Below are 14,435 nucleotides of genomic sequence, written 5' to 3'. Positions count from 1 at the left end.
CCCCCAAACTTTTCAACGAATAGAGCTTCTCCCCAAGGCTCAATTCTCACCAGCGGAGAACGCATCATGGCCATAGCAGGCATTCTGGTGCAGACGGACACGGACGCGGCGGAAGCGGTATGGACCCGGCTGTCGGTGGACCCGCACATTGCCGAGGCGCACCGCGCCGAGATTCCGGGGCGGATGGTGGCGGTGCTGGAGGCCGATTCGGACCGCATGGAGCAGGAATTCAAGCGGCTGGCGGCGTGGGACGGGGTGCTGTCCGTGGACCTGGCCTACCTGACCTACGAGGACGAACTGGCCGATGGCGGCGCCATCAAGTGTCCGCCGTGGGAACCCAGGCACCGGAGCGCCTGAGGTGTCCACATCCTCCAAATCGCCGGATGGTGGGGGGGCACTCCCGGCGTCCGGCGGCATGGCGTCGGGCCTCATGACGTCGGGTCTGTTGCGGCCGCCGGGTGCGCGGGCCGAGGCGGAATTCCGCACCCGGTGCATCCACTGCGGCAAATGCGCGGAAGCCTGCCCCTACGGGTCCATCCGCATGGCTGCCGGGCGCATGGCCGGGTTCTTCGGCCAGGTGCGCAACACGCCGTACATCCATGCCAAATCCGTTCCCTGCTGGCTGTGCATGAAATGCCCGCCGGTGTGCCCTTCCGGCGCGCTGCGGCCGGTGCGCGACATGGCGCGGGCGGACATGGGCATGGCCGTGCTGCTCAAGAACCGCTGCCACAACTGGGTGGGCACGGTGCTGTGCCGCACCTGCTACGACAAATGCCCGCTGCGCGGTACGGCCATGGTGCTGGAAGGCGGCGACATGCCCGCCGTGGCCGACGCCTGCGTGGGCTGCGGGGTGTGCGAACACGTCTGCCCGGTGGACGCCATCGTGGTGCGACCCGACGCCGGACGCAGGACGGCGTCGCACATGGATGAAGTCGCCGGACGCAGGACGGCGTCGTACATGGATGAAGACGCGGGCCGCAGGGCCGCGTCGTACAGGGATGAGAATGCTGGACAACAGGCGGCGGCAGGCAAGGCTGACGCCGCCGACGCCACGCCCGGACGCGGAGGGAACCTGGCATGAAACCGTGGCACGCACGCTGGCGGCGTCCCGCGCAGTGGGCCGTGCTGGCCCTGTTCGCGGCGCTGCCCTGGCTGAACCGCAAGGGATTCCACGGCGTGTCCGGCACGCTGTTCTCGCTGGAGGCATGGGGCCTGCCGCTGGCCGACCCGCTGGCCGCCGCACAGGTGCTGGCCGCCGGGGCATTGCCCGGCATGCGCCTTCTGCTGGGTGGGCTGCTGGTGCTGGCCGTGGCCGTGGTGCTGGGCCGGGTGTTCTGTTCCTGGGGCTGCCCTTACGGGCTGCTGTCGGAACTGGTGCACGCCCGGCGCAGGAAAGGCGCGAAAACCGGGCACGGCGCGCGGAGCGCCGGCCTGTCCGCCAGCCGGACCGCTGCCGCAGATGCAGAACATACCGTCAGCCAACAAGCGTCCCGCCTTGCATTCTCTTCTGCGGCGCGGGGCGGTTTCCCCGTCCGGGCGGGCCTGGTCGCCGCCGGGCTGGCCCTGACGGCACTGGCGGGCGCACCGTTGCTGAACCGGTTTTCCCTGCCCGGAGAGATCACCCTGCAACTGCTGGCCTTGGCCTATCCGGCCCCCGACGCACGAGATTGGCCGTGGGTGGGCCTTGCACTGATCATCGCGCTGCTGGCGGCGGAATGGCGCACCCGCACCCGCCTGTGGTGCCGGTACCTGTGCCCGCAGTCGGTGCTGCTGTCCCTGGCCGCGCGGCTATGGCCGGGCGCGCTGGCCATCCGCCGCAACATGCGCCGCTGCACCTGCGCCGCCAATGACCGCGCCTGCGCCGGGGCCTGCTCCCTGGGCCTGGACCCGCGTATCCCCACCCGCGCCCCGCGCAGCGAATGCACCAACTGCGGCGACTGCGCCACGGCCTGCGCCGCGCGCGGCGGTGCGTTGCGACTGGGCTTCCGGGAACCGCCGGAAGTCTGAGGCAAAGCAGCATCCGCTCGCCCCCCTGCCCCACCCCTAAAAAAATTTGGGGGGGGAGGGGGCCGGGGAGGGATACCCTTTTTAAAGGGTCCCCTCCCCGCAAGCTTTCTTAAAACATTCCCTCAGCACGAATAGGTGGTGCGCGCCACGGGCATGAGCCCGCGCAGCACGGAAAAGCCGTGCCCGGCGCGGGAAAAGGCGTGGCCGTCCAGGCTCACGGCGTCGGCGGTGAAGCCCATGCGCAGGGGGACGAGGTCGGTGGGCGTGGTGCCGCACAGGCTTTCCCGAAAGCCGGGGCCAAGGGCCAGACGTCCGGGCTGACGTACCTGCCTGCCGGTGGCGGCGACCCAGCGGGCGCAGTCCGGACAACAGGCGGGCCAGGCGCCAGCATCAGTTCTGTTCAGGCCATTGCCGGCGGCACCAATCCCTTCGGCTCCGCTCCCGGCCCCGCCATTCCCGCCCGGTCCCGCATCCGCCACGGCCTTGCAGGTCACCACCACCTTGTCGGTGGCGGTGGTCAGGGCGGTCACGTTGCCCGCCTCGTCGAATTGCAGCGAGTTCAGGTCGGCGGCCATGCCACCCTCGGGGTCCGTGTCGAAGGCCAGCACAGTACCCACGGGGGTCTTTGCCTCGAAAGGGGCGTCCGGCTCGAACGAGCGCAACGCGCCCGATTCGTGGAACGAAAACCCCACGCTGACGCTGGCCGGACCCTGCGGGGTGGTGATGGTCACCCGCTCGCCGGGCCACAGGGTGACGCTGCGCAGCGCCCCGGACGGAAAGAAGTGTACCGAGATGATTCGCGCGCTGACCACGCCGATGGGCGTCGCCATGCGCTGCGGCCCGGCCAGGGCGGTTTCGTTCTCCACGCTCCAGTAGGCGGAAATCTTGCCGTCCAGCGGGAACACCCGTCGCAACTGGCCGCCGGGGTGAAAGGTGACCCGCTCCGCCGCCATGGGCCCCACGGGCGTTTCGATCACCGCCCTTTCCTGCAACGACACCGCCTTCAGCCCGCCGCCGGGGTGCAATTCCACCGGCTGCACCCGCTGCCTGCGGGGGTCTTCCGGCTCATACTGGGGCACCAGCACGCCCGCCGGGGTAAACAGTTCCACCCGATCTTCCAACAGCACCTCTGCCGGACTGCCGTCCGGATGGAGGCACTGCACCACCGCGCCCGGAATCGCCGTGACGTCCGGCTGCGCTGTCTGATGGTCGCTCATGTGGCCTCCCTGGCTGTTTCGTTGCCGCGTCTGATGGCCCGTGGCCGCCCGAAACCGCATGCATCCCGCCTGACGGGCCGGATGCATGCGCTACTGATTGCCGAAAACGTGAATTCACACCCCTACCATGCCAAACCCGTGACCGTCCGTCGAGGGGGAAGAGGAACGCGCCTTGCGCGCGGGAAGTCTTTCGCAACAGTGCGTACGCCGTATCCACCTGAATCTTCACGTCTGTTTCTTGCAAAACATCCCGTAGCGACCGCAATTCACAAAATGGTCACTTCACACCCCGCTGGCAAGCCCGCACCCGCCAGCACGCCCCCATTCCGGACCATGCCGGTCTTGACGCCTTCGCCCAAGAGTGGTTGCATGCGCAAATATAGACGCAGCCTCCGCCCATCCCGACACGGCGGCGGCCACGGGCAACCCGCAAGCGGCGCAACGGACGCCGGAACCCATCCGCCGGGCAGGCGCACCCTTCCCGTCGGCAAGGAGCCCCCATGAGCAAGAAGCCCACCGCACAGCACCCGGAACCGGCCACCACGCCGGACGCCATCTCCCGGAACGACATTTCCCCAGACAACATCCCGCCAAACAACGTCTCGCCAAACAACGTCTCCGTTGACGACATCGTCACCCGCGTCAACGAGGCGCAGCGCGCCTTCGCCAACTTCACCCAGCAGCAGGTGGACGCCATCTTCCACGCCGCCGCTGCCGCCGCCACCGCGCAGCGCATCCACCTTGCCCGCCTGGCCGTGCAGGAAACGGGCATGGGCATTCTGGAAGACAAGGTGATCAAGAACCACTTCGCCTCGGAATACATCTACAACAAGTACAAGGACGACAAGACCTGCGGGGTCATCCGCGACGACCCGGCCTACGGCTACCGCGAAGTGGCCGCGCCCATCGGGGTCATTGCGGGCATCATTCCCACCACCAACCCCACCTCCACCACCATCTTCAAGGCGCTGCTGGCGCTGAAGACGCGCAACGGCATCATCTTCGCGCCGCACCCGCGCGCCGCCAAATCCACGGTAGAGGCCGCGCGCATCGTGCACGAGGCCGCCGTGGCCGCAGGCGCGCCGCGCGGGGTCATCGGCTGGGTGGAAGCGCCCACGCCCGACCTTACCCGCCAGATCATGCAGCACCGGGGCGTGGCGCTTATCCTGGCCACGGGCGGGCCGGGCATGGTGCATGCCGCCTACAGCTCGGGCAAGCCCGCCATCGGCGTGGGCGCGGGCAACACCCCGGTGGTGATGGACGCCACGGCCAACGTGAAGATGGCGGTGAACTCCGTCATCCTGTCGAAAACCTTCGACAACGGCATGATCTGCGCCTCGGAGCAGGCGGTGATCGTGGAGGACGCGGCAGCCGACGCGGTGAAGGCGGAATTTGCGGCGCGCGGCTGCCATTTCGCCACGCCGCAAGAGGCGGAGGCCCTGGCGGGCGTGGTGTTCACCGACGGCAAGCTCAACGCGGCCATCGTGGGGCGTAGCGCTGCCGAAATCGCGGCCATGGCGGGCATCACCGTGCCGCCGACCACCAAGATCCTCATTGCGGAGCGCGACGCCATCGACCCGCTGGACCCGTTCGCGCACGAAAAGCTTTCCCCGGTGCTGGGCTTCTACCGCGCGCCCGACTTTTCCACAGCCGTGGACATGGCCCAGCGCCTGGTGGAACTGGGCGGGGCCGGGCACACCTCCGTGCTGTATACCGACGAAGCCAACCACGAGCGCATCGTCCACTTCCAGAACGTGCTGACCACCGGGCGCACGCTCATCAACATGCCCTCGTCGCAGGGGGCCATAGGCGACGTGTACAACTTCGAGCTGGCGCCCTCGCTGACGCTGGGCTGCGGTTCGTGGGGCGGCAATTCCGTCAGCGAAAACATCGGGGTGAAGCATCTCATGAACGTGAAGACCGTGGCCGAACGGCGCGAGAACATGCTGTGGTTCCGGGTGCCCCCGAAAATCTACTTCAAGATGGGGGCGCTGCGCCTGGCGCTGGAAGACATGCGCGACAGAAAGCGCGCCTTCATCGTCACCGACCGCACCATGGAAGACCTGGGGCACGTGGGCAAGGTGACCAGCGTGCTGGAAAAGCTGGGCATCCAGTTCCGGGTGTTCAGCGACGTGAAGCCAGACCCGGACCTGACCGGCACCTACGCCGCGCTCGATTCCATCCGCGCCTTCCAGCCGGACATGTTCATCGCGCTCGGCGGCGGATCGCCCATGGACGCCGCCAAGATCATGTGGCTGATGTACGAGCAGCCGGACCTGAAGTTCGAGGAAATATCCCTGCGCTTCATGGACATCCGCAAGCGGGTCTACGCCTTTCCGGAACTGGGCAAAAAGGCGGTGATGGTGGCGGTGCCCACCACCTCGGGCACCGGGTCGGAGGTGACGCCCTTTGCCGTCATCACCGACGACGTCACGGGCATGAAGTACCCCATCGCCGACTATGCCCTGACGCCGGACATGGCCATCGTGGACCCGGAATTCGTCATGGACATGCCAAGGACGCTCACCGCGCATTCCGGGCTGGACGCCCTGACCCACGCGGTGGAGGCCTTTACCTCCACCTATGCCAACAACTTCAGCGATGGCAACGCGCTGGAGGCCGTGCGGCTGGTCTTCAAGTACCTGCGCCGGGCCTACAATGATGGCGCGCGCGACGTAATGGCCCGCGAAAAGATGCACTATGCGGGCACCATTGCGGGCATGGCCTTTGCCAATGCGTTCCTTGGCGTGTGCCATTCCATGGCGCACAAGCTGGGGGCGGCGTTCCACATGCCGCACGGCCTGGCCAACGCGCTGCTGCTTTCACACGTCATCGAATACAACGCCACCGACACCCCCACCAAGCAGGGGCTGATGCCGCAGTACCGCTACCCCTTCGTCAAGGGGCGCTACGCGCGCATCGCCGACATGCTGGGACTGACCGAAGGCTGCGGCGACGCCCGCGACCGCAAGGTGGCCCGGCTGGTGCAGGCCATAGAGAAGCTGAAGACCGACCTGAACGTTCCCGGCTCGCTGCGCGAGGCAGGCATTGCCGAGGCGGACTTTCTGGCGGGGGTGGATCTGCTGGCCGAACAGGCCTTCGACGATCAATGCACCGGCGGCAACCCGCGCTACCCGCTGATCGCCGAAATCCGCGAACTGTACCTGAAGGCGTATTACGGCGAGCCGCTGGCGTCGCTGACGGTGAAGTAGCCGGGGAAGGAAAGAGCAGGAACAAGCTGAGCGGCGGCGCACACGTACCGCCACAGCACCACGAATGCACGGGGCATGCACCATTTGGTAGCATGCCCCGTGTTGTGTTTTCTGGGCAACATGATGGGCAAACAACCCGGATTTCTTCCATCGTCCTGCCCCTGCGACCTTACCCTGTCACTGCGCAATATATTCCATAGGCCAATCGAAAAAAGATTTTCACCCCACTCGAAATCTATAGTGCTGCACATGTCTTATATAAGACATGTAAATAAATATAGATGCTCCTTGACATTTCTCAAAACACAAAAGTATGTGCTCACATATCTACGTTCGCAGGAACCAATAGGCTATGCCGGAACGCACTTGGGGGAAACTGGTGCGGCATCCGGCCCCAGGGGAGACGATGACACCTCACCCGTTCCGGCGCGCATTGCTATGCGCGCCAATGCTGTTTCTGTGCCTTTTCCTGTCCGCGTCACCCTGCCGGGCCGCCTCGCCCAACGAGGCAATCCGCCAGCAACAGATCCTGCAACAGCGCGAAGAGCAACGCAGGCAGGAACTGGAACGACGACACCGCGAAAGCCTGGAAACTCCGCCTGTCGAGCACCCCCTCGCCCCGCCACCTGCCCCTGAAGGCGAGGCGGACGCACGCTGCTTCGAGGTGGCGCGCATCCGGCTTGACGGAGCGACCCTTCTTTCCGAGCGCGAGCAACGCGCGCTCACGTCCCCGTATCTGGGGCGCTGCCTTACCCTGGCGGACATCAACAACCTTGTCCGCGACATCACCAACGCCTACGTCGACAAAGGGTACGTCACTACCCGCGCGGCAGTGCCGCAGCAGGACCTCTCCGGCGGCGAACTGATCATCCTGATCATCGAGGGAAAGGTCGAGGGCATCGAGTTCTCGGACGATGTGCCCTTTGCCGGGCAGAAGTTGCGCCTGGCCTTTCCCGGGGTTGTCGGCAATGCGCTGAACATCCGCGACCTGGAACAGGGGCTGGACCAACTCAACCGCCTGCCCTCCAACGATGCGACCATGGAGCTTGTGCCCGGTTCCGCCACGGGCATGAGCCGCGTGCGCATTGCCAACACGCCTGGCAAGACGTGGCGCGCCAGCGCCGGGCTGGACAATTCCGGCCAGAAATCCACGGGCGAATTGCAGTACCTGCTCGGTTTCGAAAAGGACAATCTGCTGCACAGCAACGACCTGCTTTCGCTCAACATGAACGCGGACTACGATTCCATGACCGCGGGAGAGCATCAGGACAGCCAGAGTCTTTCCGCCTTCTACTCCTTTGCCGTGGGGTACTGGACCGTCACCGGCAGCCTCAGCCGGTTCTCGTACCGGAACATGCTTGACGGCTCCTCCATGGACTTTTCCAGCGCCGGTGACACGACCACCTCGACATTGACGGTGGACCGCGTGATCCACCGCGATGCCGACAGCAAGACCTCCCTCGGGGCCGGAGTCCTTGTCCGGGACACCTCCAACTATCTTGCCGGGGTGCAACTGAAGGCCAGCAGCCAGGTGCTTTCGGCGTTCTCGGCATCCGCCACGCACACCCACCGCGCCCTTGGCGGCGTGGCAACGCTGAGTGGCGAATTCCGGCGCGGCGTGCCGTTGTTCGGTGCGCACTCGGACCCGGATGACGACCCGCTGACCGTGCCCAAGGCGGAATTCGAGAAGTATACGGCCACGGCCAGCTTCTACCGGCCATTCCAGTTGCTGGACCAACAGTTCAGTTGGAGTACCCGCGTGTGGGGGCAGTGGTCGCCGGACACCCTGTACAGCGCCGAACGCGCCAGCATCGGCAGCCGGTACACGGTGCGCGGCTTTCACGAGGACAGCCTGGACGGCGACAGCGGCGGTTATGCCCGCAACGAACTGGCCATCAGCCTGCCGCTGGACCTGCAAGACCCCCTGCTGACCGCCCGGTTCACCAACGCCCAGTTCTACGTCGGCTACGACGCCGGGTTCATCCAGCGTGATTCCCGCGAGGAATACGAGCGTGGCTCCGTGCAGGGCGCCGTTGTCGGCGCGCGCCTGCTGGGGGGCGACGTGCATGCGGAACTGGCGGTGTCCAAGCCGCTGGACGCACCCGGCTATGTCGAACGCGACGACCTGGATGTCTACGCTTCGTTGATGCTCACGTTCTAGGGACGGCGCGCGAACGCGCCCGCCTTTCGCACCGGAAGCCCTGGGGAGGGCCTTTCATGTACGAACGCTTCCGCAAGCTGCTCTGCTCCGTTCTTGTTGTCCTGTTGGTCTGCCCGCCCGCCATGGCCGAGGGCATCCGCCCCGCGCCCGATGCGCCCGCCGCCAACCGGCCCGGCATGGATGCCGCCAAGAACGGCGTGCCCGTGGTCAACATCGTGCGGCCCAACGGCGGCGGCGTCTCGCACAACATGTTCCACGACTTCAACGTGGAGCCCAAGGGCGTCATCATCAACAACAGCAACCAGCCCGGCGTCAGCCAACTGGGCGGGGTGCTTGCCAACAACCCCAATTTCACCGACGGGCGCAAGGCAAGCCTGATCCTGAACGAAGTGACCAGTTCCAACCGGTCGCTGATCGAAGGCTACACCGAGGTCTTCGGCGGCGGGCAATACATCTTCGCCAACCCCAACGGCGTCACCATCAACGGCGGCGGGTTCATCGGCACGCCCAAGGCCACGGTGACCACCGGCGTGCCCAGGGTGACCGGGGGCAACGTGCAACTCGACGTCTCGCGCGGGGACGTGCTGGTCGACGGCGCGGGCATCAATGTCACGAACCTGGACGCCTTCGAGATCGTCAGCCGTACGGCGCGCATCAACGCGGAAATTCAGGCCAACCGGCTCGACATCATCGCCGGGAAGGGAACCTACGATCCCGCAACCGGCACGGTCACGCCCGCAGCGCCCGACGCGGCACCCGCGCCCTCCGTAGCCATCGACTCCACGGCTCTGGGCGGCATGTACGCCGGGCGCATCAACCTGGTGGGCACGGAGCAGGGCGTCGGCGTAAACATGCAGGGCATCACCCAGGCCACCGACAACCTGACGTTGACCGCACAGGGCAGGATCGAAATCAGGGGCACGGCATCGTCTGGCAACACGTTGTCCATGGCCTCCGGCGGGGATTCCGTGGCCGTGTCCGGCACGGTGAGCGCCACCAACGCCGCCAACCTGTCCGCCCACGGCACGGTGCTTGTGGACAAGACCGCGCCCGCCGATGCCGCCCTGATCAGGGCGGACGCAATCACCATCTCCGGCGGCAAGCTGGACAACCGCAACCTTGTTGCCGCCGACAGCCGTATGGACGTTGCCACGGATGCTTTGTCCAACGCGGGCGCCCTCCAGTCCGGCAAATCCGCGCAGCTTCAGGTTTCCGGCGCGGTGACCAACGACGGTTCCATCCTTGGCGGCGAGGAACTTGTCATATCTTCGGGCAGCGTGGACAACACCGGCACCATCCATGCCACGGGCGCCGGCCAAATCCGGTCCACCGGCACGGTGAGCAACGACGGCTCGATTCTGGCCAACGACGACCTGACCATAGAGGCCGCAGGCGTGACCAACACCGGCACCCTGCATGCCGGAAAGACCGCGCAGCTTCAGGTCTCCGGCGCGGTGACCAATGACGGCGCCGTCCTGTCCAACGGCGACATGGCCGTTGCCGCAGCCAGCGTGACCAACACGGGCACCTTCCATTCCGCCGGTACCGGGCTGTTCCGCGTTTCAGGCACGCTGCGCAACGCGGGGTCCATCCTGGCCAGAAACGACATGACCTTCGAGGGGGCCACGGCCGGTTCCCGCATGGCTGCCCTGCTGAATGAATCCGCCTACATCGAATCGCTGGACGGCAGCCTGACCTTCCGGGCCGACACGTTCCGCAACGACAACACCCAATTCCAACTGGTGGAAGGTGCGGAATACGTCTCCTACCAGGAAGGGATGTGGTGGCAACACGGTGACGACAACGACAACTGCTGGGGTTATTTCGAATTCATCACCGGCAAGGCCCCGGACAACAAGGTAAAGAACTCTGGCTACCTCACCGTGGCGCAGGCCGCCATGGTGGCCTCGGTTGGGCTGGATCCCTCGCGCAACGTGTTTTCGCGCGGCGAGCTTCTGGCCGCAGTGGCCGCCACGCGCGCCAAGCTTGTTGCAGACCCCGACTACCTGACACCGGGGCAGATTGCGGAAGTGGCCGAAGTGGAGGGCATCGCCAGCCAGGGCTACGCCTTCTTCGTGAAGCAGGCCCCCGCCAACACCAACGGCGTCATTTTTACGGCCACCACAACGCGAGACACTTACACCGGCAAGGACGCCGGGGCGCGCATGCTGGCGTACGGCGGCATCACCATCGATGGCGGCGACGTAACCAACAACGTCAGCGTCATTTCCTCCGCCACGGGCGACATCACCATCACGGCAGACACGTTCGAGAACGTGGGGCGCGACATCTACGAACGCTCGTCCGTGCTGTGGGGCCGGGCCAAGTTCAACAACCACTCCTCGCCCCGATACGTGAACCAGGGCTCCGACACGGAACTGGTCCTGACCGCCTTCGACCACGCCTATGGCACGCTGGACGCGGGCGGCGCGGTGTCCATCAACGTGGCGCACGCCACCAACGGCATCGTCGAGCGCAACGGCATCTTCAAGGACCCGGACCCTTCGACCCTGCCGCGCACGGTGGACGACATCACGGCGGTCATCGACGCGCTGCCCGCGCGCGGCACGTTCGTGACCAACCTGGACCCGACGCACCCGTATCAGATCGAGACCAACCCCGCCTTCACCGACCTGAACGCCTTTCTCGGCTCCGACTACCTGATGGGCCAGATAGGGCTGGACGCCACGGACCTGGCCCGCAAACGGCTGGGCGATGCGTGGTACGAAAACCGCCTGATCCGCGAACAGGTGCTGGACCTGACGGGCCGCCGGTTCCTCAGTTCCTCCGTCACCAGCGACACCGACCAGGTGCGCGCGCTGATGGACAACGCCCTCGCCGTCCGGGAAGACCTGAACCTGAGCATCGGCGTCGCCCTAACCGCAGAGCAGATTGCCGCGCTGGACCGCGACATCGTGTGGATGGAAACGCGGCAGGTCAACGGCGAGGACGTGCTGGTGCCCGTGGTGTACCTGGGCAGTTCCAGCCTTGACCGCATCGCGACGGGCGGCACTGTGATCGCGGGCAAGGACGTGACTGTCACCGCCACCGGCGACGTGCAGAACGCCGGGGTGCTGGTGGCCGACAACGGCCTGACCATCACCGCCGACACCATTTTCAATACGCGCGGGACCATGTCCGGGCAGGACGTGACCCTGGCCGCCACGGACTCCATCCTGAACGCGGGCGGCACGGTGCATGGCGACACGGTGTCGCTTACCGCCGTCAACGACGTGATCTCCGCGTCGGACACCGTCACCTTCACCTCGCCCACCGTCACCGCCACCCACATCGGCAAGCAGGGCGCCATCACCGCCGACGGCGACCTGACCGTGGTGGCCGGGAAGAACATCGGCGTGTTCGGCTCCGACATGACCGCCGGGGGCGATGCACAGCTTGCGGCGGGGAACTCTGTCATCGTGTCCACGCAGGCGCTGGAAACCCACGCCAAGACCACCGGCAAGGGTTCCAAGTCGCACACGGACGTGACCACCAACCACGGGGCCAGCATAACGGCGGGCGGCAGCCTGACCGTGGACGCGGGCGGCAGCGTTACCGTGCACGGCAGCAAGATGAAGGCCGGGGATGACCTGAGTGTGAAGGCCGGGGGCGGTGTTTCCGTCACTGCCGCCTCCGACACCGTGGATTATTACGACCACAGCAGCGGCAAGAGCGGCGGGCTGTTCGGCGGAAAGAAGTCGCACACCACCGTGCGGCAGGACACCACCAATGTGGCCTCGCAACTCGAATCCGGCGGCGACATGACCATAGAGGCGGGCACGTCGGGCAAGGGCGCGGCTACCATTTCCGGCTCGCAACTCACGTCCGGCGGCAACATGGCGGTCTCTGCCGCCGACGACGTGCTGGTCACATCCGTAACGGACCAGCATTACGCGCAGGACGACGAACAGAAGAAAGGCACCTTCACTTCAAAGATGGCGCTGGATGAGACCCGCAAGATCGACGTGGTGCGCAGCGAACTGGACGCCAAGGGCGACGTGCTGGTGGAATCCCGCACTGGCGACGTGACGGTCAAGGCGTCCCACCTGCGGGCGGAAGGCGGCGTGGACATCAAGGCGGAACAGGGCAGTGTGGCCCTGTTGACGGACAAGGAACTCAGCTACGAGCGGCACGTCTCCTCGGACATGGGTTGGCTTACCTGGTCGTCGCGTGACCAGGGCACCAGCGCGGAAACCGTGCTGCACACCCTGATCGAATCGGGCGAAAACATATCCATCACCGCCGGGGACGGTGTGACGGTGGAATACCACCATACCGGCGATGCCCGCGCCGACGTACGGCAACTTGCGAAAACTCCCGGCCTGGAATGGATGGCCGGGCTGCTGGAACGCGACGACGTGGACTGGCGTGCCGTGCAGGCCGTGTACGACACGTGGGACCACAAGGACGGCGGCCTTGGCCCGGCGGCCATGCTGGTCATCGCCATTGCCGCCTCGGTGGCGACGTATGGCGCGGCGTCGCAGTTAAGCATGAGCATGATGGGGCTGGCGCCCGGCATCACTGCTGCTGGAGAGGCAGCGACTATCGTTGTCGCGACAGGAGAAGTCGCCACTGCAACAACTCTGGCCATGTGTACGGCCCTGACCGCCGGTTTCGTATCCTTGAGCTCCCAGGTGGCGACCGGCCTTGCCAATGCCGCAGCAGGCGGTGACTTCAAGGATACCCTGAAGTCCATCGTCTCCGAGGACGGCGCGCGCTCCTTGCTGGCGAGCATGATTCTGGCAGGAACGCTGGACACCATGGCGTCGTCAGTCAAGAATTACGGGATGGTCGGTCAGATATTGACCGTTGCGGCCGTAAAGGCTTCAGTGGGCACCATCGTGAACGGGCAGGGGGTGGAAACCGCATTGCTTGACGCTGTTGCCACTGCTTTCAGCCGTTATGCGACGGGTCTGATCAGCGCTGCCGAACTGGACAAGACCATTGAAATCGTGCTCTCCGGGGCTGCCGGTGCGGCCACTGCCGCCATTGCTGGCCAAGACCCCGTGATGGGAGCCATGAGTTCTATTGTTGCGGCCCTTGCCAATGCCATTGCTGCACCCCCGCTTACCGAAGAGCAGAAAAAGCAGGGAGCATTGTTCTCTGAGCTTAGCGAGTGTTCATACAAAAACAATTGCACTGGTACTGAAGAGTTCAAGCAACTAACTACAGAGCAAATTGATGACATTCAAAGCAGAGGCATAGACATTTCCGCATTGGAAAACAATAAATCAGGATTAAAAACATTTATATTTTATAACTCTAATGAAAATCAATTGGCGGTAGTGATCAGGGGCTCTCAATTGACTGACCCAGGAGATTTGGCGACAAACACGGCTGAGCTATTTGGCCTTGTAGGTGAGCAACACACCGATGCTGCGCTGGCTATTCAGGGTTTGAAAGATTATGCACATTCCCAGAACATGACATTGATCGCTACAGGACATTCTCTTGGTGGTGGAATATCTAGTGCATTGGCAGCAGCTGGGCTGGTAGATGGCGCCATTACGTTCAACTCATCCGGAGTTAATGACAGTACGATTTCAAAAATAATAAAATCAGAAAATTATGAAGATATTGTGGGCGCAAGGTCGCATGCGGATTCAATAACTAAAGCGTATATTAGCCGTGGCGATATGATTAACAATTTTCAAGACATTCTAAAGCTATTTATACCAACAACACTAGGGGAAAGAATTTTGGTCGACGGCGGCGGCTTGCATGGAATCGAGGCCTTTAATGCGGCATTCGGGAAATAGGTACATGCCATGTATTTCATAATAAAACTACCACTCTGCATCGTTGTAGTACTATTTTTTGCTGCATGTGGAAGCGCAA

At 64.6% G+C, this 14,435-nt stretch carries 7 protein-coding genes; 6 read left to right on the top strand and 1 reads right to left on the bottom strand.

Annotation, left to right across the window (positions count from 1 at the left end; genetic code table 11):
* Positions 1–66 precede the first annotated feature (66 nt).
* From DESTE_RS12580 to DESTE_RS12570, 3 genes are all read left to right on the top strand, one after another.
* A complete protein-coding gene (locus DESTE_RS12580) occupies positions 67–357 on the top strand; it encodes a chaperone NapD (RefSeq protein ID WP_035068006.1) in 291 nt (96 codons plus the stop codon).
* A gap of 73 nt (positions 358–430) precedes the next feature.
* Positions 431–1,081: a 4Fe-4S dicluster domain-containing protein gene (locus DESTE_RS12575; protein ID WP_084559577.1), complete on the top strand. Its 651-nt coding sequence runs from the start codon at positions 431–433 to the stop codon at positions 1,079–1,081.
* Positions 1,078–2,007, top strand: a complete 930-nt coding sequence (locus DESTE_RS12570) for a 4Fe-4S binding protein (protein WP_035068005.1) — start codon at positions 1,078–1,080, stop codon at positions 2,005–2,007. Before DESTE_RS12575 ends, DESTE_RS12570 begins: the two co-directional genes overlap by 4 nt.
* A gap of 122 nt (positions 2,008–2,129) precedes the next feature.
* On the opposite strand, the gene DESTE_RS12565 is transcribed toward DESTE_RS12570, so the two are convergent.
* The gene (locus DESTE_RS12565) at positions 2,130–3,224 is read right to left on the bottom strand and encodes a hypothetical protein (RefSeq protein WP_035068004.1); all 1,095 of its coding nucleotides are present in this window, start codon (positions 3,222–3,224) and stop codon (positions 2,130–2,132) included.
* Positions 3,225–3,724: 500 nt separating this feature from the next.
* Here DESTE_RS12565 and adhE point away from each other — a divergent pair, with 500 nt between their 5' ends.
* From adhE to DESTE_RS12550, 3 genes are all read left to right on the top strand, one after another.
* The gene (gene adhE, locus DESTE_RS12560; protein ID WP_198015360.1) at positions 3,725–6,436 is read left to right on the top strand and encodes a bifunctional acetaldehyde-CoA/alcohol dehydrogenase; all 2,712 of its coding nucleotides are present in this window, start codon (positions 3,725–3,727) and stop codon (positions 6,434–6,436) included.
* Positions 6,437–6,884: 448 nt separating this feature from the next.
* The gene (locus tag DESTE_RS12555) at positions 6,885–8,597 is read left to right on the top strand and encodes a ShlB/FhaC/HecB family hemolysin secretion/activation protein (RefSeq protein ID WP_084559452.1); all 1,713 of its coding nucleotides are present in this window, start codon (positions 6,885–6,887) and stop codon (positions 8,595–8,597) included.
* 56 nt (positions 8,598–8,653) lie between these two features.
* Positions 8,654–14,356 carry a two-partner secretion domain-containing protein gene (locus DESTE_RS12550; RefSeq protein WP_051384453.1) on the top strand — a complete coding sequence of 1,901 codons (5,703 nt, stop codon included), beginning with the start codon at positions 8,654–8,656 and terminating at the stop codon, positions 14,354–14,356.
* Positions 14,357–14,435 lie beyond the last annotated feature (79 nt).

Origin of the sequence: Nitratidesulfovibrio termitidis HI1, assembly GCF_000504305.1 — a bacterium.
In the GTDB taxonomy this organism is placed as follows: domain Bacteria; phylum Desulfobacterota; class Desulfovibrionia; order Desulfovibrionales; family Desulfovibrionaceae; genus Cupidesulfovibrio; species Cupidesulfovibrio termitidis.
This window is presented reverse-complemented; position numbering and strand designations above follow the sequence as displayed.

Excerpts from the sequence above, each read along its gene's own strand:
- DESTE_RS12580 (WP_035068006.1), top strand. The coding sequence starts at position 67 with ATGGCCATAGCAGGCATTCTGGTGCAGACGGACACGGACGCGGCGGAA.
- DESTE_RS12575 (WP_084559577.1), top strand. The coding sequence starts at position 431 with ATGACGTCGGGTCTGTTGCGGCCGCCGGGTGCGCGGGCCGAGGCGGAA.
- DESTE_RS12570 (WP_035068005.1), top strand. The coding sequence starts at position 1,078 with ATGAAACCGTGGCACGCACGCTGGCGGCGTCCCGCGCAGTGGGCCGTG.
- DESTE_RS12565 (WP_035068004.1), bottom strand. The coding sequence starts at position 3,224 with ATGAGCGACCATCAGACAGCGCAGCCGGACGTCACGGCGATTCCGGGC.
- adhE (WP_198015360.1), top strand. The coding sequence starts at position 3,725 with ATGAGCAAGAAGCCCACCGCACAGCACCCGGAACCGGCCACCACGCCG.
- DESTE_RS12555 (WP_084559452.1), top strand. The coding sequence starts at position 6,885 with ATGCTGTTTCTGTGCCTTTTCCTGTCCGCGTCACCCTGCCGGGCCGCC.
- DESTE_RS12550 (WP_051384453.1), top strand. The coding sequence starts at position 8,654 with ATGTACGAACGCTTCCGCAAGCTGCTCTGCTCCGTTCTTGTTGTCCTG.